The sequence below is a fragment of the Bradyrhizobium sp. F1.13.3 genome (assembly GCF_040548265.1).
In the GTDB taxonomy this organism is placed as follows: domain Bacteria; phylum Pseudomonadota; class Alphaproteobacteria; order Rhizobiales; family Xanthobacteraceae; genus Bradyrhizobium.
The window spans coordinates 229,891-247,490 of sequence record NZ_JBEPRI010000005.1 but is presented as its reverse complement, the minus strand read 5'-3'; the positions used below and the strand labels follow the sequence as shown (position 1 = coordinate 247,490).

General features: G+C 63.5%; 17 protein-coding genes and 1 tRNA gene. 6 read left to right on the top strand and 12 right to left on the bottom strand.

The window, feature by feature from the left end:
- Positions 1 to 97: 97 nt before the first annotated feature.
- From ABIB66_RS16365 to ABIB66_RS16355, 3 genes are all read left to right on the top strand, one after another.
- A complete protein-coding gene (locus ABIB66_RS16365; protein WP_275168169.1) occupies positions 98 to 1,333 on the top strand; it encodes an acyl-CoA dehydrogenase family protein in 1,236 nt (411 codons plus the stop codon).
- A gap of 132 nt (positions 1,334 to 1,465) precedes the next feature.
- Positions 1,466 to 2,524 carry a phosphotransferase family protein gene (locus ABIB66_RS16360; RefSeq protein ID WP_354209236.1) on the top strand — a complete coding sequence of 353 codons (1,059 nt, stop codon included), beginning with the start codon at positions 1,466 to 1,468 and terminating at the stop codon, positions 2,522 to 2,524.
- A 90-nt stretch (positions 2,525 to 2,614) separates the two neighbouring features.
- Positions 2,615 to 3,241: a LysE family translocator gene (locus ABIB66_RS16355; protein WP_354255004.1), complete on the top strand. Its 627-nt coding sequence runs from the start codon at positions 2,615 to 2,617 to the stop codon at positions 3,239 to 3,241.
- A 139-nt stretch (positions 3,242 to 3,380) separates the two neighbouring features.
- Here the strand turns inward: ABIB66_RS16355 and argE are convergent, their stop codons facing one another.
- Together argE and ABIB66_RS16345 are read right to left on the bottom strand one after the other, a co-directional pair.
- A complete protein-coding gene (gene argE / locus ABIB66_RS16350; RefSeq protein ID WP_354209237.1) occupies positions 3,381 to 4,553 on the bottom strand; it encodes an acetylornithine deacetylase in 1,173 nt (390 codons plus the stop codon).
- 650 nt (positions 4,554 to 5,203) lie between these two features.
- The gene (locus ABIB66_RS16345) at positions 5,204 to 5,989 is read right to left on the bottom strand and encodes an SDR family NAD(P)-dependent oxidoreductase (protein ID WP_354209238.1); all 786 of its coding nucleotides are present in this window, start codon (positions 5,987 to 5,989) and stop codon (positions 5,204 to 5,206) included.
- 134 nt (positions 5,990 to 6,123) lie between these two features.
- On the opposite strand from ABIB66_RS16345, the gene ABIB66_RS16340 reads away from it, so the two are divergent.
- Both ABIB66_RS16340 and ABIB66_RS16335 read left to right on the top strand, forming a co-directional pair.
- Complete coding sequence (locus ABIB66_RS16340; protein ID WP_354209239.1) at positions 6,124 to 6,822, top strand: histidine phosphatase family protein; 699 nt, start codon at positions 6,124 to 6,126, stop codon at positions 6,820 to 6,822.
- A gap of 140 nt (positions 6,823 to 6,962) precedes the next feature.
- Positions 6,963 to 7,730, top strand: a complete 768-nt coding sequence (locus ABIB66_RS16335; RefSeq protein ID WP_354209240.1) for an SDR family NAD(P)-dependent oxidoreductase — start codon at positions 6,963 to 6,965, stop codon at positions 7,728 to 7,730.
- 166 nt (positions 7,731 to 7,896) lie between these two features.
- Here ABIB66_RS16335 and ABIB66_RS16330 read toward each other — a convergent pair whose 3' ends face one another.
- Positions 7,897 to 9,147 (bottom strand): serine hydrolase domain-containing protein, encoded by a 1,251-nt coding sequence (locus ABIB66_RS16330; RefSeq protein ID WP_354209241.1) that lies wholly within the window; start codon positions 9,145 to 9,147, stop codon positions 7,897 to 7,899.
- 163 nt (positions 9,148 to 9,310) lie between these two features.
- On the opposite strand from ABIB66_RS16330, the gene ABIB66_RS16325 reads away from it, so the two are divergent.
- Positions 9,311 to 9,386 (top strand) — tRNA-Trp (locus ABIB66_RS16325).
- A 74-nt stretch (positions 9,387 to 9,460) separates the two neighbouring features.
- Here ABIB66_RS16325 and ABIB66_RS16320 read toward each other — a convergent pair.
- The 9 genes from ABIB66_RS16320 to ABIB66_RS16280 are packed head-to-tail and all read right to left on the bottom strand — an operon-like array spanning position 9,461 to position 17,598.
- Positions 9,461 to 10,495: a Gfo/Idh/MocA family protein gene (locus ABIB66_RS16320; protein WP_354255003.1), complete on the bottom strand. Its 1,035-nt coding sequence runs from the start codon at positions 10,493 to 10,495 to the stop codon at positions 9,461 to 9,463.
- Positions 10,496 to 10,498: 3 nt separating this feature from the next.
- Positions 10,499 to 11,704, bottom strand: coding sequence for a class I SAM-dependent methyltransferase (locus tag ABIB66_RS16315; protein WP_354209243.1), 1,206 nt, complete (start codon positions 11,702 to 11,704; stop codon positions 10,499 to 10,501).
- Positions 11,697 to 12,914, bottom strand: coding sequence for a class I SAM-dependent methyltransferase (locus ABIB66_RS16310; RefSeq protein ID WP_354209244.1), 1,218 nt, complete (start codon positions 12,912 to 12,914; stop codon positions 11,697 to 11,699). Before ABIB66_RS16310 ends, ABIB66_RS16315 begins: the two co-directional genes overlap by 8 nt.
- On the bottom strand, positions 12,907 to 13,527 hold the full coding sequence (locus ABIB66_RS16305; protein WP_354255002.1) for a WbuC family cupin fold metalloprotein: 621 nt from the start codon (positions 13,525 to 13,527) through the stop codon (positions 12,907 to 12,909). Before ABIB66_RS16305 ends, ABIB66_RS16310 begins: the two co-directional genes overlap by 8 nt.
- A complete protein-coding gene (locus ABIB66_RS16300) occupies positions 13,505 to 14,170 on the bottom strand; it encodes a class I SAM-dependent methyltransferase (protein ID WP_275168124.1) in 666 nt (221 codons plus the stop codon). The genes ABIB66_RS16305 and ABIB66_RS16300 overlap by 23 nt, the downstream gene beginning before the upstream one ends.
- A 25-nt stretch (positions 14,171 to 14,195) precedes the next feature.
- Positions 14,196 to 14,588 carry an LIC12192 family sporadic carbohydrate cluster protein gene (locus tag ABIB66_RS16295; protein WP_247396583.1) on the bottom strand — a complete coding sequence of 131 codons (393 nt, stop codon included), beginning with the start codon at positions 14,586 to 14,588 and terminating at the stop codon, positions 14,196 to 14,198.
- Positions 14,581 to 15,387: a sporadic carbohydrate cluster 2OG-Fe(II) oxygenase gene (locus tag ABIB66_RS16290; RefSeq protein WP_354209246.1), complete on the bottom strand. Its 807-nt coding sequence runs from the start codon at positions 15,385 to 15,387 to the stop codon at positions 14,581 to 14,583. Before ABIB66_RS16290 ends, ABIB66_RS16295 begins: the two co-directional genes overlap by 8 nt.
- The gene (locus ABIB66_RS16285) at positions 15,384 to 16,502 is read right to left on the bottom strand and encodes a DegT/DnrJ/EryC1/StrS family aminotransferase (protein WP_354209247.1); all 1,119 of its coding nucleotides are present in this window, start codon (positions 16,500 to 16,502) and stop codon (positions 15,384 to 15,386) included. Before ABIB66_RS16285 ends, ABIB66_RS16290 begins: the two co-directional genes overlap by 4 nt.
- Positions 16,492 to 17,598, bottom strand: a complete 1,107-nt coding sequence (locus ABIB66_RS16280; RefSeq protein WP_354209248.1) for a DegT/DnrJ/EryC1/StrS family aminotransferase — start codon at positions 17,596 to 17,598, stop codon at positions 16,492 to 16,494. The genes ABIB66_RS16285 and ABIB66_RS16280 overlap by 11 nt, the downstream gene beginning before the upstream one ends.
- Positions 17,599 to 17,600 lie beyond the last annotated feature (2 nt).

Sequence of the window (17,600 nt, the reverse complement as noted above, 5' to 3'; positions counted from 1 at the left end):
ACTTGCGGGTCGCACAATGCGGGTGGACAGTCCGGCGCAAAACAAGTTCGCCAAAACAAGTTCGCCAAAACAAGTTGGCAAAGACGAGGAGCATCCCATGGATTTCGATCTGTCGCCGAAGCAGAAGGAATGGCTCGACCGCGTGCAATCCTTCATGGCCAAGCACGTGCGCCCGGCGGTGCCGGTCTATGATGAGCAGGATCGCAGCGGCGAACGCTGGAAGGTGATCCCGGTGCTCGAGGATCTCAAGAAGAAGGCGAAGGCCGAAGGCCTCTGGAACATGTTCATGCCGCCGAACGAGCATGAGGACGACGAATTCCGCGGCGCGGGACTGACCAATCTCGAATACGCGCTGCTCTCCGAGCAGATGGGCCACATCTCCTGGGCTTCGGAAGTCTTCAACTGTTCCGCGCCCGACACCGGCAACATGGAAGTGTTCATGCGCTACGGCTCCAAGGAGCAGAAGCGCAAATGGCTGCGTCCGCTGATGGACGGCGAGATCCGCTCGGCCTTCCTGATGACGGAGCCGGCCGTGGCCTCGTCCGATGCCACCAACATCGAGACCAGCATCGCGCGCGACGGCGACCATTACGTCATCAACGGCCGCAAATGGTGGTCGTCGGGCGTCGGCGATCCCCGTTGCAAGATCGCGATCCTGATGGGCAAGACCGATTTCAAGGCGGCCAAGCATCAGCAACAGTCGCAGATCCTGGTTCCGCTCGACACCCCCGGCATCAAGGTCGAGAAGATGCTGCCCGTGTTCGGCTTCGACGACGCGCCGCATGGCCACGCCCAGGTGCTGCTCGAGAACGTGCGGGTGCCGAAGGAGAACATCCTGCTCGGCGAAGGCCGCGGCTTCGAGATCGCGCAGGGCCGCCTCGGTCCCGGCCGCATCCATCACTGCATGCGCACCATCGGCAAGGCCGAGGAGGCGCTGGAGAAGATGGTGAAGCGGCTCACCTCGCGCACGGCCTTCGGCAAGCGGATCGTCGAGCATTCTGTGTGGGAGCAGCGCATCGGCGAAGCCCGCACCAATATCGAGATGACGCGGCTGTTGTGCCTCAAGGCCGCCGACATGATGGACAAGGTCGGCAACAAGACCGCGCAGGCCGAAATCGCCATGATCAAGGTCGCAGCTCCCAACATGGCGCTGAAGATCATCGACGAGGCGATCCAGGCCTTCGGCGGTGCAGGCGTCTCGGACGAAGCCGGCCTTGCCAAGGACTACGCTCACATCCGCACGCTCCGTCTCGCCGACGGCCCGGACGAGGTGCACAATCGCGCCATTGCCAGGCTCGAGGTTCGGAAGTATGCAAACTCTTCCAGTCATTAAGCGGGAGAGCATGCTGGCGCTCCCGATTTGAAGAAACGACAGAACATGATCCGTGATCGGATGACCGCTTGACGCAAGTGCGCTGGGGGTTACCGATTAGGATCATGTTCGGACTGAAGAGGGAGCGTCATCGTGGCTGACGGCGTCAGGAAAGACGAAGAATTCTCGGGCACCAAGCCGGTCGAGGAGCGTCATCGTATCGACGAGATGCGGCTCGAAGCCTGGATGCGCGACAACGTCGAAGGCTATGAGGGACCGCTGGTCGTCCTCCAGTTTAGGGGTGGCCAGTCCAACCCGACCTACCGGCTCGATACGCCGAACCGCTCCTATGTGATGCGTAGAAAGCCGTTCGGCAAATTGTTGCCGTCGGCGCATGCGGTCGATCGCGAATATCGCGTGATCGCGGCACTGGGAAAACAGGGTTTTCCGGTCGCGAAGGCCTATGCGCTGTGCCAGGACGACAGCATCATCGGTTCGGCCTTCTACATCATGTCGATGGAAGACGGCCGGGTGTTCTGGGATCCGACGCTGCCGAGCCAGACGCCGGAAGATCGTCGAAAGATCTTCACCAGCAAGATCGAGACGCTGGCCAAGCTCCATATGTTCGATCCCGCCGCGATCGGTCTTGGCGACTTCGGCAAGCCCGGCAATTATTTCGCGCGCCAGATCGACCGCTGGACCAAGCAGTACCGCGCGTCCGAGACCCAGACCATTCCGGAGTTTGAGAAGGTCGCTGAATGGCTGCCGAAGACCGTGCCGGAGCAGGCGCGCATCTCGATCGTCCACGGCGACTATCGCCTCGACAACATGATTTTCCATGCGACGGAACCGCGCGTGCAGGCCGTGCTCGATTGGGAATTGTCGACACTCGGCGATCCCATGGCCGACTTCACCTATCTGTTGATGCAGTGGGTCATGCCCGGCCTGGACGGCGCCGACCTCAAGGCGCTCAACATTCCGAGCGTGGAAGAGGCCGCGCAGATCTATTGCAACGTCACCAAGATGACGGTCCCTGATCTCAACTGGTACTTCGCCTACAACCTGTTCCGCCTCGCCGGCATCACGCAAGGCATCGCCGGCCGCGTCCGCGACGGCACCGCGGCAAACGCCAAGGCGCTGGAGTCAGCCAAGCGCACCGTGCCGCTGTCGAAGGCATCGTGGGAATACGCGCAGAAGGCGGGGGCGGTTTAAGAAATCCGAAGGCGCGGCCGGCGGCCGCGCCTTTGCTTGCGTTCCTCTCGTGTCCGGGACACGAGACAGAATGACGAGAGAGATGTCCGCATGATCGACCACACCACGCTCATCACCTACATCCTCATCGTCCTCGGCTTCGTCTTCATTCCCGGACCGGCGACACTCCTCACCATGGCGCGCGCCGCAAGCTCGGGAACCAGGGTCGGCATCGCCACAGGCGCGGGAATTGCGGCCGGTGACGTGGTCCACACCACAATGGCAATCGTCGGCCTCTCTGCGGTCATCGCAACGTCGGCGCTCCTGTTCAGCGTTGTCAAATACGCAGGTGCAGGCTTCCTGATCTATCTCGGCATTCGCGCCATGCTCGACAAGACGCCGCTCGAGGTGAATGGCGGCGCGCCCGCGATCAGCGCAGCGCGGGCATTCCGGCAGGCCGTGCTGACTGAGGTGCTCAATCCGAAGACCGCGCTGTTCTTCCTTGCGTTCCTGCCGCAGTTCGTCCGTCCCGAGCATGGTTCGACGACGCTGCAGCTCGCGCTGTTCGGCGCTGTCTTCGTGTTGCTCGGCCTCGTCAGCACGGTGGTGTTCGCCGTCGGCGCCGGTCGCCTTGGCAATTTGCTACGCCGCCATCCAGCCGTCGTGAAATGGCAGGGCAAGGTGCTCGGGACCATCTACTGCGCGATCGGCGTGCGGCTGGCATTGCAGGAGCGCTGAGGCGCACCGCTCACGTGGGATACGCGCTGCCCCACATACTCCCGTCATTGCGAGGAGCTCTTGCGACGAAGCAATCCAGACTGCCCCCGCGGAATGATTCTGGATTGCTTCGCTTCGCTCGCAATGACGAGAAGAAGCCTCACCCCTTCTCGCAATGCGCGATCAGCTTCTCCACAAACCCTGCGCATTTCTCCAGCTCCGCCATTTCCACGAACTCGTCCGGTGTGTGCGCCTGTGCGATCGAGCCGGGGCCGATCACGACGGACGGGATATCGACCATGCTGGCGAACAGGCTTGCCTCGGTGCCGAAGGCGACCTTGGCGTGGTCGTTGCGCCCCGCAAGGCTCTTGGCCAGCGTGACGATTGTCGCATCGGCCGCCGTGTCGAGGGCGGGGTAGTCGAGGATCTCCTCGAAATCAATGCCGCACTCCGGATGTCTGGCCTTCATCGCGGGCTCGATCTCCGCCTTGGCCCAGGCAACGATCGCATCCGTGACCTCGCGCGACTCGGTGATGCCGATGCCACGGCATTCGAAATCCACCGTGCAAGTATCCGGCACGATGTTCAGCGCGGCGCCGCCATGGACGATGCTGGTGAGCAGCGTCGAGTGCGGGACGTCGTAGAGGCTGTCGGCCGCTCGCACGGCTGCGAGCGCCACGGCGCGGCGTCGGATCTCGACGATCAGCTCGGCGGCGTATTCGATGGCGTTGACCCCGTCGGGCGCGATCGAGGAGTGGCGGGCGAGCCCCTTGAACGTGGCGCGCACGCCGTGCTTGCCCTTGTGCCCGATGATGACCTTCATCTCGGTCGGCTCGCCGATGAAGGCGCCGAGCGGCTTCACGCGTTTCTTCGCTACCTCGCGCAGCATCGGCCGCACGCCGACGCAGCCGATCTCCTCGTCATAAGAGATCGCGAGGTGAATCGGCGTCGCGAACTTCGCTTCCAGCATCTCCGGCACCATGGCGAGGCACACGGCGACAAAACCCTTCATGTCGGTGGTGCCGCGGCCGTAGAGCTTGCCGTCGCGCTCGATCAGCTTGAATGGATCGTGGCTCCAGTCCTGGCCGACCACGGGCACCACGTCGGTATGTCCCGACAGCACCAGACCGGGGCGGTCCTCGGGTCCAATGGTGACCCATAGCGAGGCTTTCTGTCCGGTCTCGTCAACGATGCGCTCGCCCTTGACGCCGAGCGCGGCGAGATAGCCTTCGATATGCGCGATCAGGGGCAGGTTGGAGCGATCGCTGATCGTGTCGAAGCCGACGAGGTCGGCGAGCAGCTTGCGAATGCGGTCGGGTCTTGAGCTTGGCATTTTCACGTTCTTGTCAGGGGGATGGAAGCTGAAGTGCTTGCACGAACCATACCAATGCGGTGGCTGGAGGCGCAAATCCAGATCACAGGTCCGTAGCCCGGATGGAGCGAAAGCGTAATCCGGGACCTCTTGTCCGCGTGAATGGATTCCCGGATTTCGCTGCGCTCCATCCGGGCTACAAGACTTTGCGTTGCCTGTCGGGCAAAACACCCAATTGTGGTCAACGCGGGACGCAACCCTGCGCCCTCTTTCGTTGAGCGTAAGGCGACGAAGCAAAGCTCGGGCGCAATGAGCCGCGAGAGGGCGAAGGTGTGTCTGCGATCGGGAGTGCGAATGGAAGCGCGACCCTGCACCCAAAGACTCCGTCATTGCGAGCGCAGCGAAGCAATCCAGGCTGCCGCCGCGGAAAGACTCTGGATTGCTTCGCTACGCTCGCAATGACGTGCTGATGGAGGCGCGCACTATCTCCCCAACGTCGTCCCGGCGAAGGCCGGGACCCATAACCACAGGGAGCAGTTTTGCGAAGACCAGTTGTCCGGGATCGGCACCGTGCGCAAGCCGATAGACCTCGCGGTATGGGTCCCGGCCTTCGCCGGGACGACGCTGAGAATGTGGCGGTGCCGTGCAAGACAGAGGCGAGAACCCGCCTGCTAAACCGGCTTTCCCGTATACGGCATCGACGCCGTCAGTCCGCCGTCCACCGGGAACGCCTGGCCATTGACATACGACGCCTCGTCGCTGGCCAGAAACAATCCCATCGCGGCGAGCTCGTGCGGCTGGCCGGGGCGCTTGAGCGGATTGAGCTGGCCGATCTTGTCGGCGGTGCCGCGCTCCTTGGCGCGGTCGAAGATCGGCTTGGTCATGCCGGTCTCGATCAGGCCCGGGCACACCGCGTTGATGCGCACACCGGTGCCGGTGAGCGAATACGCCGTGGTCTGCACCAGGGAGATGACGCCGGCCTTGCTCGCGGCATAGGGATGTCCGCTGGCGCCGGCCTTGAGACCCGCGACGGACGCGGTCAGCACGATCGCGCCGGACTGCTGCTTCACCATGTGCGGCATCGCATGCTTCACCGCGAGAAACGGCCCGATCAGATTGATGCGCAAGACCTCCTGCCATTGCTCGACGGTCTGCTCGCCGAGCGGGACGAGTCCGCCGGAGACGCCGGCATTGGCCCAGATCACGTCGAGCCGGCCGTGTGTCTTCACCGCCTTGTCGATCACGGCCATGACGTCCTTTTCGGAGCCCGCATCCGCTATCATCGCTTCGGCGACACCGCCGGCCTTCTTCACCTCCTCTACCGTCTCCTTTACCGCCTCGCTGCGATCGACCGCGATCAGCCTGGCGCCTTCTTTGGTGAACAGCAGCGCGGCGGCGCGGCCGATGCCGCTGCCGGCACCGGTGATGATGACGGATTTGCCTTGCAGACGGCCCATGCGATTTCTCCCTTCGGTTCGCACGCGACGCTTGCCGCGCGACGGAATTTCAAACAAGATTTCAAACGGTAAAGTGTCTTGAGACACGTTCACTACTGACGTACAGCGACATCAAACGGGATGGAAGGGTTTCGATGGCAGGTGCAGACAAGCCCAAAGTGGTGACGACACGCTGGTGGTGGGTCCGTCACGCGCCCGTGCGCAATGACGGCGGCAACATCTACGGTCAGTCCGATCTCGCCTGCGACACCAGCGATACCTACGTCTTCAATGCTGTTGCCAAGGTGCTGCCACGCAAGGCGGTCTGGTATTCGAGCAATCTGATGCGCACGCATCAGACCGCCGAAGCGATCTGGGCGGCCGGCTTCCCGAGGCCTGCGGCGATGACATGGGAAGCGGACCTCGCCGAACAAAACCTCGGCCGCTGGCAGGGCATGAACCGCGCCGAGTTCATCGCCAGCCGTCCCGTCGGCTCCAGCTGGTTCGCCGACATCAACGAGCCCGCGCCCGGCGGCGAGAGCTTCATGGACCTCTACAACCGCACCCGCCGCACCATCGAGCGGATCAACAATGAGGCCGCCGGGCAGGACGTGATCGCGGTCGCACATGGCGGCACCATCAAGGCGGCGCTGGGGCTGGCGCTCGACAATCAGCCGGAGCAGGGACTCGGATTCGATATCGACAATTGCTCGGTGACGCGGCTCGATTATTTCGCAAGCCCCGAGCGCAATGTCTGGCGGCTGCCGATGGTGAACCAGCAGCCGTGGATCGCGGACGATGCGCATGCGGCGATGCATCAACCCGCGGGACCGGAAGTCAAGAAGCTCGCCTGAGTGAGCTGTCATTCCGGGACGGTCCGCAGGACCGGACCCGGAATATCGAGATTCTCAGGTGCGCAATTGCGCACCATAGTTCGATGCATTGTATCGCCGCGTAGGAACAACGAACACGAAGATCAATCAGGGAGAGAAACATGACCTTGTTCGACATGAAGGGGAAAGTCGCCGTCATCACCGGCTCGACGCGCGGCATCGGGCTTGCGATCGCCGAACGCATGGCCGAGCACGGCGCCAAGGTGGTGATCTCCTCGCGCAAGGCCGACGTTTGCGACCAGGTCGCGAAGAACATCAATGATAAGTTCGGCAAGGGCACGGCGGTGGCGATCGCCGCCAACATCTCCTCGAAGGAGAACCTGCAAAACCTGATCGACGAGAGCAACCGCGCCTTCGGCAAAATCGATGTGCTGGTCTGCAATGCCGCATCGAACCCGTATTACGGCCCGCTCGCCGGCATCTCCGACGATCAGTTCAGGAAGATCCTGGACAACAACATCGTCGCCAATAACTGGCTGATCTCGATGGTGGTGCCGCAGATGATCGAGCGCAAGGACGGTTCGATCATCATCGTCTCCTCGATCGGCGGCCTGAAAGGCTCGACCATCCTCGGCGCCTACGCGATCTCCAAGGCCGCGGACATGCAGCTCGCGCGCAATTTGGCCTGCGAGTACGGCCCGCACAACATCCGCGTGAACTGCATCGCGCCCGGCCTGATCAAGACCGATTTCGCGAAAGCGTTGTGGGACAATCCGGAGAATCTGAAAGCCTCGACCGCGCGTTCGCCGCTGCTGCGCATCGGCGTCCCCGACGAGATCGCGGGCGCTGCGGTGTTCCTGGGCTCGAAGGCCGGCGACTTCATGACCGGCCAGACCATGGTGATCGACGGCGGCGCAACGATCAGCTGAGGCCCCAGTAGCTGTCATCGCCCGCGAAGGCGGGCGATCCAGTACTCCGCGGCCTGCGTTGGAGAGCTCGCTCTCACCACATCCGACACAGAGTACTGGATGCCCCGGTCAAGCCGGGGCATGACAGCGAGAGTGTGGATGCAGCGCCGCGGCTAGCGAGGCCGTCTCAATCCACCGCCGCGTACACCAGATCCCGCACCAGCGTTCGCGTAAAGTCGCGCTGTCCCGGGCCCTGGCTCATGAAGACGACGAACAGATCCTCCTTTGGATCGATCCAGAAGAACGTCCCCGCAATGCCGCTCCAGAAATACTGGCCGACGCTGCCGGGGAAGGGCGCGATGCCGGCCTCGCGGCGCACCGCGAAGCCGAGGCCGAAACCGTGGCCGGGCGAAAGGAGAGTGCCGTTGGTCACGACGTGAGGTCCGAGATGATCGGAGGCCATTAGCTCCAGCGTCTTGCGGCCGATGATCCTGTTGCCGTCGAGCGTGCCGCCATTGCGCAGCATCAGTGCGAAGCGGGCATAGTCCATGGTGGTGGAGACGAGGCCGCCGCCGCCGGACTCCATGATTGGCTGCTCGAGCATGTTGAACAGCGCAACCTTGTCGCCGGTCCAGGGATCGGCCGCGAACGGCTCGGCAAGCCGGCCGACATTCGCCTCGGCTGTCGAGAAACCGGTCTCGGCCATCTGCAAGGGCGTGAGAATGCGCTCGCTGAGGTACGCGCCGAGCGATTTGCCGCTGACGATTTCGATGATGCGCCCGAGGATGTCGGTGGAGCGGCTGTAATTGAACTCGTCGCCGGGATGGCAGACCAGCGGGAAGCTCGCCACCAGGGTGGCGTGCTCGGCATTGGTGATCTTGCGGCTGCGCACCCGCGAGTCCTGGTAGATCTTGTGCACGGGGCCATCGCCCTGGTGCTCGTAGGTCAGGCCGGAGGTGTGGCGGAGCAGGTCCTGCACCGTCATCGGGCGTTTCGGCGGAACCAGTTCCAGCTTGCCGCCGCTGACCACGCCGACCTTCTGGTCGGCGAACTCCGGGATGAATTTCGCGACGGGGTCGCCAAGAATCAGGTGCCCGTCCTCGACCAGCGCCATGATGCCGACCGACACGATCGGCTTGGTCATCGAGAAGATGCGAAAGATCGAATCATGCGCCATCGGCGCCGCGCCCGTCGGGCTCTGCCTGCCGAGCGCCTCGAACCAGCCGACCTGGCCGTGCCGTGCCACCAGCACGGTGACGCCCGGCACGGTTCCCTTATCGATCTCGCGCTTGAAGGCCTCCGACATCGCCACGAGGCGGGGACGCGACAGCCCCAGCGTCTCGGGGCGGGATTCCGGCAGAGGCGGGGTTTTCGGCGCGGTCGAGGGGCGGTGGGCGGCTGTAACGGACGCTTGGGCAGTAGACGCTTGGGCAGACATGGGCACTCCCGATTGCTTATTATTGTTCGGAGCGGACTGTGGCCCAGAAGGCGCGGCACAAACAAGCGAAGCCAGCGCGCTTCACCCTTGCAATCCGGCCTTGCAATCCGGTCGCCCCCTGTGCTTCAAAGCGGCCTGATCCGCGCGGCAACGCAGGGTCCGTAGGAGTGTAGCTCAATTGGTAGAGCACCGGTCTCCAAAACCGGGGGTCGCAGGTTCGAGCCCTGCCACTCCTGCCAGCGAAATCAAACACTTAGATTAGGACGCGGGCGATCAGCCATCGCCCGGATATTGCCGCCGGACGGTGTGAGGCCTAACCGCCGACCTGCCGTTTCCAGATCGCCTCCGCAAGGGTGATGTCGGCCACGGAATCTGCGCCGGAAGCCAGCGGCGTCCTCTGCTCCACGATATCGGCGACGAATGCATCGGCCTGACGCCGAAACGCCCAACTCGTGTCGCGCGGCAATTGCGTGCGTTGTCCTTGCTGATCGAGGATGACCTCTGCCTCCTGCTCGGCAAAAGGCGGGGGCAATTCGATGGTCAGCGCGCCCCGCTCGAACGCGATGCTCAGCCCCTCGCGCCAGACGCCTTCGGATCCATTCGCGAGTTGCAGCGCGCAGGCGATGCCGTCGAAGTCGAGTGTCACGGTCGCTGCGCCCGAGCTCTCGACGTTGCTTTCGGCGACTGCCGGCGACGACCCGAGCACGTAGCGCGCGAGGTTGATGATATGGCTGAACACGTTCAGAAAATTGTCGTAGCCGGGTCGCATCGCGCCCGGCATCCAGTCGGGGCCGTCCTGCCAGAGCTCGAGCCCGTCCGGCCGTACCTCGCCGGTCATGATGAAATTGTCCTGCGACCGGCCCGTGCTGCCACCGAAGCACCAGCCTCGCGCGCCGACAATGCGTCCAAGCGACTGATCTGCTCGCAGGCGCGCCAACTCGGCCATCGCGCGCGTCACCCCGGCGTCGTGACGCTTCATGTAGCCGATGCTGTAGACGCGGTTGTGCCGCCGCGCCGCCTCGGCCAGTGCAACGGCCTGAGCCGTGGTGTAGGCCATCGGCTTTTCCGAGAGCACATGGCGGCCGCTGTTCAACGCATCCAGCACGATCGGGCCGGTGGCGCGACGCTTCGTCACCACGACGACGGCCGACACCTCGCTGTCCGCCAGCAATTCCCGGTGCGTGCCGTAGACCCGCGCGATGTCGAATTTTTGCGCCGCTGCCGCGGCGAGATCAGGCCTGAGATCCGCGATCGCGACAACGCGGCAGGCGGGGTTGGCGACGAAATTGGCAAGGTGGCACATCTGGCCGACCATGCCCGTTCCGATGATGCCAATGCCCGGCCTCACTTGCTAGGACCCCTCGAAGCGTTTCCGGAGAACGAGGAAATGCGCCGGCTGTCCCCAGGTGTTGATGAACGCCTGGTCGGATTGGGTGAGAGCGGTGACTGTGGACGCATCCCGTCGCCCGATCGCGTCAAAAATACGATGGAAACTGTCGAGGGTCGCGACGATGGCGTCGATGTCGGACGCACCGTCGGCGAGAACATCTGTCGTCGGTATCGTCTCGCGCAGCGAAGCGAGGCTCGCGATCACACGGGGCAGGCTATCGCCGAAGGGATCGTCGATCATCGCATCGACATCGAGAACCAGTGTCTCGATCGAAGCCGAGATCGCCTCGACCGCTTTGGTCTTGCCGGCCAGATAGAGCTTCCGTCCGCCGAGAAAGCTCAGACGGCTGCGACCGAGGTGGCGCGTCGCGCGCCGCAGCTTCTCGTCGTCGGAGAGAACCTTCTTGTGCCAGTAGACATCCAGGCTGTCGCGATAGGCGGGCCACGCCGAATGGATGTCGAATCCCTGCTCATGTGCCGCCGTGCACAAGGCTCCCGCGTCGAGAAAGTAGCGGTGCCGGACGAAAGGATTTTCGAGCACGTCCATCAGCCAGGATTCGAAGCTGCGCGTGTGCGGAATGCTGTTCCATTTCGCGTCGAACAGCAGCTTCGCCGTTTCGAGTCCGGGACGGCCCGTCAGTGCCTTGCCGGCCGCATGAATCGCCTTGAGCGCGAGTTCGAAGAAGCCGCCGTAGCGCTCGTAGTAGGAAACGACGGCGTAACCGTCCGGATTGAGTAGCCGGTGAAAGATGCCGAGCCAATTTTCAGTCGGTTGTACCGTATAGATGAATCCTTCGGCATCGATGATGTCGAAACGACGATCGCTGCGAAAGCCTTCGACGTCGAACGACACGAGTTCGCGGAGACGTTCCGCTTGGCTGAAATGCGCGAAGTAAGCCTGGATTTTCGCGTGCGCATGCCGGTTCGGCTCGGCGAGCGTCATGTTCGCGCCCCAGCCTGCAAACACCAGCGCGTTCTCGCCGGAATCGGGGCCGAATTCGAGCACGTCTGCATCGCGGAACAACCGCGGCGGCAGCACCAGCTTGTCCGAAAACAACTCGCGCCGCAGGCCGGCATAGGCTCCGAGTTCGGCGGCGGATTTGAAATTCCCGAACGTCGGCAGGACGTCCTGGCGTTCGTAATAGTTGAAGAGCTTGTCCTCAGCCATGCCGCGACCCCGCGGCCGCCTCGAGGCGATCGAGCTCGCTCCAGATGTCCGAGGGCGCGAAGATCGAAACGATGTGGAGCGGACGCTTCACGTTTTCACGTAGTCGGCTACCGACCTTGTCTTCGTTCTCCTGGTTCACGGCCAGAAGACAGACGAGCGGATTCGACTTGCCGGCAAGGTCCTCCGGCGGGCGGATCGGAATGCCGGTCCCGGGCAGGAATAAGCCCTGGCGCTCCTTCTGGTCGTCGACCGAGAGATCGACGAGATCCCCGAGTTCATGGGCATTGGTGAAGGTGCAGGCGCGGCAGCCGGCGCCGTAGATGGCGATTTCGGCCCTGTTGGCGCGGGCCTTGGCGAGGATCGGGCGAAGACGCGCGCCGTACTCCCTGGCGCGCCGACCGAATTTCTCGCCGACGCCGGATGGCGCGGGCGGGGCCGTCACGTCGCGCGTCGCGCGTCGCGCTGCGATCGCGAGACTGCCGCCGCTGAAATTGTATTTCTTCACCGACACCGCCTCGAAGCCGTGGCGCGCCAGCAGCGCGAGCAGCGTCGGCTCGGTGAAGTAGCTGACGTGCTCCTCCCAGAGGACCGAGAGGTCGCCCGCCGTCGAGCCGGGTGCGAAATCAGGTACGTCGATGAACAGCAGCCCGTCGTCGCGCAGCGCGATCTTCACGCAGTCGAAAAAGTTCTCGAAATCGACGATGTGCTCCAGCACCTGGCGCGAGACGACGAGGTCGAACTTGCCGGCCTCGGCAATCGCGTCGTGACACAGCGCCGGGCTGATCATGTCGGCATAGACCTTGATGCCACGCTCGCGGGCGATCTTGCCGGACACCGGGTTGGGCTCGACGCCCACCAAGACCTTCGCACCGCGTTCGCGAAGCCTGTCCATGAACAGGCCGTCATTGCATCCGATCTCGAACACGGATTGGTGGGGTGAGAATTTGGCGATGGTGTCGAGTTCGTCGACCTGGTGCGGCTCCGGCTTCCAGCTGCTGAAATTGTAGTTGAACTGCCGGTACAGAATGTCGGGATCGATCGGCTTGACGATCTGGGGCAGGCCGCACTCGCCACACGCCAGCACCTCGAACGGATACCGTTCCTCCTGTTCGTCGCGGCTGTGCCGAAGCCGATGCGCAATCGGCATCTGTCCGAGGTCGATGACCGGGCGCAAATTGGTCGAATGGCAGAGGCGGCAATGGTCAGTCATCGGTAGAAACCTCTGCTGGAATGGCTCGTGAAGTATGGCGATGGGCCAGATGCTCCGTGGCGAGCGCACCAACCTTCGTGACGTAGTTCTGGACCTCGGCGACATCGTTGCCGTCGGGCGCCCAGTCGGGGAATGCCGTGCGGGAGGGATCGAACGGACCGGCGGTGGTTTCGTGAAACACCAGCCACTCCGAGGTGATCAGGATCGAGTGAAACACCTGCTCGGGCATCCGGTAATAGCAAAGCGCGCCCCGGCCGTACGGCGCCATCTCGAGCACGTCGCGAATGCGGCCGTCGCCCTCGAAGATCACGACCTGCGCGGTGCCCTCGATCAGGTGAAAGGATTCAGGTTTGCCAAAATGCTTGTGAGGCCGCACATAGGCCTCGCGATGATGCACGATCAGCATCTCGTGAAGGCCGGACAAGGGATCGGGATGCGTGCACAGCCGGCTGCGCAGACGCGGATTGCCTGCGGCGATGCGCTTCAGCTCCGCGATCGTGGCGTCGTCCGCCGTAACGATGGCGTCGTCCGAATAATACACTTCGGGATTTTGCGCCCGCAGCGAGGCCCGCCGGTGCAGGCCCGTTGCTTCATTCGAAGAAGATGAACCCATGGTCGCCCCGGTAGCCGCATTTGTCGTAGATCCAGGCCCAGGTTTCCGGACCATGGAAACTCAGGCAGGTGAGCTGCCAGTACAGCAGGTTCGCCTTCTCGCGCTCGTCGCGGAACGATTCCACCATCAGATATTTCGAGGCGCCGCGTCCCACGCGCTCGATCTCCGACACGGCGCGGAAGACGTCTTCGAGCGGAAGATTGTGGAGCACGCCGAGCGACACCACGAGATCGAAGCTATGGTCGGGGTAGGGGAGCTCGACGGCGCTGCCGACCTTCAATTGCGGTCGCACCTCCTCCTTGGCGTTGGCGATGCCATAGTCGGAGATGTCGATGCCTGCGATGGTGAGGCCGGGGACGAGCTGGGTGAATTCGTAGAGCAAATAGCCCTTGCCGCAGCCGACATCCAGTACGCTCATCCCGGGCTTGATGCCGTAGCGGTCGATCAGGGTCTGGGCGAGCGGGCGCCAGCGTCCGTCGTAGCGGTAGCCGCCGTAGCCATAGCGGCGGTCGCCGTCCCAATAGTCGTATCCCCATTGCCGCGCGACGGTGGCGGATTCCGCCTTGTCGTGCTCGACGACCCGCTGAACGTAGTTCCGCTTGGTCGATGCGTGCATCGGCTGGAGCAGGTTGATCTCGGTCATTGTCCTGAACCGGTCCGCGGCATCGTTACAGGATGGTCGCGAATTTGTTGACGAGCAGGATGTCCTCGACGGCCTGGATGTTGTCGCGCGAGGACAGCGTGATCTCCTCGACGGCCGCGTGCAGATCGCAGCCCTCGCTCAGCACGCGGTCATAGATCTCCCGTCGCCGTGCCTCGTCGGGCGGCAGCATGAAGATGCTGTAGAGAATCAGGCCGCGCAACCGCGGCAGCTCGTCGAGGATGTCCTCGAGCACCATGTAGCTGCCGGGCATGGTGTGCTCGGCGGCGCTGAGCAGATAATGCAGATTCTTCCGCCGCGCATAGTCGCGGATCACGATGTTCTGGACGTGCTGCGGGGTGCGGCTGCCGTTCAGCGGCCGGGCGCCGATATAGCCGCGATGGCCGGCTCGCTCAGCCATGGAAGCCTCCCGGGAGCTTGTATTGCATGCCGACGCGTGTCGCCGGACGCAGCAGGATCGGTTCGAAGAATTCGCCGAATCGCTTGTCCGCATAGGGCGACATGATGCTCTTGAAGCGGCAGTTCATGCTCCAGCGCGAGCCGGCTTCCTCGTTGACTCGATTGCCGTGCATCAGGGTCTGATTGAACAGCATCACGTGCCCGTAGGGAATCTCGATGAAGGTCGCGTGCGGCTTGATGGTCTGGTAGAGTTCCTCGGCGCTGCGGAGGCTAGTCATCCGGTCCTGCATGTCGCCGTTCAGGGATGGCGGCAGCAGATACATCGATTTGGTGCGGTGGACGTCGACCAGGGGTACCCACACCACGACCTCGAACGGGGAGTCGCCCGACCACACGTCGGAATGGGTGGCGAGCAGCGACGAATCGTCTCCCGGCAGCTGGATGCTGAGATTGACGCGACGCTGCATGCAGAGCTCGTTGCCGACGATGGTCTCGATCGTCGAGCGCGCCAGACGGAAATAGGTCGGCCGGAACCAGGGCTCGGCGTTGAGGCCGTTGAAGACGTGCAGCCGCAGGCCGTTGAGATCATCCACGCTCACCCGCGTGTGGATGGTGTCGAGCATCGCGTAGGGGTCGTTGCCGTGTGGCAGCTTCAGATAGTCCGCCGCGAGCTCAGCGGCGCGCCGCTGGATCCGGTCGAGCCCGGCGCGATCGTCGGCCGGCGTGGTGACGAAGCCGTCGTCGATGAAGCGTTGCGCCAGTGCCTGCTCATCAGCCTCGAGGAAAGCCGTGTCCGTCATGCAAAATACTCCCGGGCGGTCGCGCAAACATAGCTGATATCCGAGGCCGAGAGGAACTGGTTGATGGGAAGCGTGAGGATCTGATCCGCCTGCCGCTCGGTCACCGGAAACGCGCCGCGACCGTGGCCAAGATGCGCCGCCGCCTCCTGGAGGTGGATCGGTACCGGATAATGGATCGCGGTCTCGATACCCTTGTCGGCAAGATATTTCTGGAAGTCGTCGCGATGGTCTGTCTGCACGACAAAGGTGTGGAAGGTGTTGAACTCGATGTTGCGGCAAACCGGGATGAACAGGGGAAGGCCGGCGAGCTCGGCGCGGTATTGCGCGGCGTTGCGGCGCCGGCGTTCGATGACAGAGGGTAGGTGACGCAAGCGAATGCGAAGCACCTCGGCCTGGACGGTGTCGAGGCGCGACACGATGCCCCATTCCTGGACGTCACTGCGATTGATCAGACCGTGATTGCGCAGGCGGCGAATTCTCGCGGCAAGCTCGGCATCGGCGGTGACGACGAAGCCGGCGTCGCCCGCGGCATTGAGGTTCTTCAGCGGGTGGGCGGAGAAGCAGCCGAACGTTCCGATGGTCCCGCTCATCCGCCCGTCATAAGTCGAGCCGACGGCCTGCGCGCTGTCCTCGATGACGGCGAGAGCGTGCTTGGCCGCGATCGCCATCAGGGGATTCATGTCGGCCATGCGCCCGGTCAGGTGCACCGGCATGATCGCCCTTGTGCGCGAGGTGACCGCGGCCTCGACCGCGGCCGGATCGATATTCTGGTCCGGCAGCACGTCCGCAAACACGGGCGTGGCGCCGACGGCGATGATCGCCGCGGTCGATGCCACGAACGAATTCGGCGGGGTGATCACCTCGTCCCCGGGACCGATGTTGAGCGCCCGCAAGGACAGGATCAGCGCATCGGTGCCGGAATTCAGCGTCACCACATGCGGCGAGCCGAGATAGGTGGTGAGCTCCTCTTCGAGCTTCGCAACGGCCGCGCCGCCGATGAAATCGCCGCGCTGGAACACGCCCTCGACCGCCTGCATGATCTCGCCGCGCTCTTCCTCGAATTGCGCGGGAAGATTGACGTAACCGATGCGTCGGAGGCCGGTGTCAGCGTCCATGGCAGAAATTCCGGACGATCTCGATGACGCGGTCCTGCTGGGTGCGCGTCAGATGCTGGTCGACGGGGAAGCTGATGACTTCCCGGGCGTGGCGGTCCGTGACCGGGAAGGTGCCCGGCGCGTAGCCGAGGTGCTTGAGGCCTTCCTGCTGATACAGCGGGATGGGATAGTGGATCTTCGCTTCAATACCGTTGTCCAGGCAGTATTTGTAGAGCTCGTCGCGACGCTCGGCGAACACCATGTAGAGATGGTAGACGTGCTTCACGTTGGGCCGGCGCGGCGGAATCCGCAGGCCGGGCAGGCCGGCAAGGCCCGAATCGTAATAGGCCGCGTTCTCGATCCGACGGCGCGTGATCTCGCTGGTCTGGCCGATCAGCCAGTTGCCGACGACCGCCTGGAGGGAATCGAGCCGCGAATTGCAGCCGAGGATCGCGATCTCGTCGCGATTCTTCATGCCGTGGTTGCGGATCAGGCGAAGCCGCTCGTTCATCCCGTCGTCATTGGTGACGACGACACCGGCATCGCCCCAGACGTTGAGGTTCTTGAGCGGATGCAGGGAGAAGCCGGCCGCGATACCGTGGGTGCCGGACCGTTTTCCCGCGAACTCCGACAGGATGCCCTGGCAGGAATCCTCGACCACGGGGATGTTGTGACGCTGGGCGATCGCCGTCAGCTTGCCCATGTCGGTGACCTCGCCGGTCAACTGAACCGGCATGATCGCCTTGGTCTTCTCCGTGATCGCGGCTTCGACGTAGTCGACGTTCATGCAGAAGGAGTCGTCGCAGTCGACCAGCACCGGCGTCGCGCCGGTCTCCGCGATGGCGCCCACGGTGGCGATGAAAGTGTTGGCGGCCGTGATGACCTCGTCGCCATGGCCGATGCCGAGCGCCTTGAGCGGCAGCTTGAGCGCATCGGTGCCCGATCCGACACCGATGGCATGACGCACGCCGATCAGCTCGGCAAAGCGCCGTTCGAATTCCGCGACCGGCTTGCCCAAGGTGAAGTCACCGGTCGCCACCAGCCGGCCGATCTCGGCCAGGATCGGTGCCGGGTCGGAGAATTGCTCGAGCAGATAGGAATATCGAACGTCGTGCATGG

Coding starts and splice junctions, on each gene's coding strand:
- ABIB66_RS16365 (WP_275168169.1), top strand. CDS start 98: ATGGATTTCGATCTGTCGCCGAAGCAGAAGGAATGGCTCGACCGCGTG.
- ABIB66_RS16355 (WP_354255004.1), top strand. CDS start 2,615: ATGATCGACCACACCACGCTCATCACCTACATCCTCATCGTCCTCGGC.
- argE (WP_354209237.1), bottom strand. CDS start 4,553: ATGCCAAGCTCAAGACCCGACCGCATTCGCAAGCTGCTCGCCGACCTC.
- ABIB66_RS16345 (WP_354209238.1), bottom strand. CDS start 5,989: ATGGGCCGTCTGCAAGGCAAATCCGTCATCATCACCGGTGCCGGCAGC.
- ABIB66_RS16340 (WP_354209239.1), top strand. CDS start 6,124: ATGGCAGGTGCAGACAAGCCCAAAGTGGTGACGACACGCTGGTGGTGG.
- ABIB66_RS16335 (WP_354209240.1), top strand. CDS start 6,963: ATGACCTTGTTCGACATGAAGGGGAAAGTCGCCGTCATCACCGGCTCG.
- ABIB66_RS16330 (WP_354209241.1), bottom strand. CDS start 9,147: ATGTCTGCCCAAGCGTCTACTGCCCAAGCGTCCGTTACAGCCGCCCAC.
- ABIB66_RS16315 (WP_354209243.1), bottom strand. CDS start 11,704: ATGGCTGAGGACAAGCTCTTCAACTATTACGAACGCCAGGACGTCCTG.
- ABIB66_RS16310 (WP_354209244.1), bottom strand. CDS start 12,914: ATGACTGACCATTGCCGCCTCTGCCATTCGACCAATTTGCGCCCGGTC.
- ABIB66_RS16305 (WP_354255002.1), bottom strand. CDS start 13,527: ATGGGTTCATCTTCTTCGAATGAAGCAACGGGCCTGCACCGGCGGGCC.
- ABIB66_RS16300 (WP_275168124.1), bottom strand. CDS start 14,170: ATGACCGAGATCAACCTGCTCCAGCCGATGCACGCATCGACCAAGCGG.
- ABIB66_RS16295 (WP_247396583.1), bottom strand. CDS start 14,588: ATGGCTGAGCGAGCCGGCCATCGCGGCTATATCGGCGCCCGGCCGCTG.
- ABIB66_RS16290 (WP_354209246.1), bottom strand. CDS start 15,387: ATGACGGACACGGCTTTCCTCGAGGCTGATGAGCAGGCACTGGCGCAA.
- ABIB66_RS16285 (WP_354209247.1), bottom strand. CDS start 16,502: ATGGACGCTGACACCGGCCTCCGACGCATCGGTTACGTCAATCTTCCC.
- ABIB66_RS16280 (WP_354209248.1), bottom strand. CDS start 17,598: ATGCACGACGTTCGATATTCCTATCTGCTCGAGCAATTCTCCGACCCG.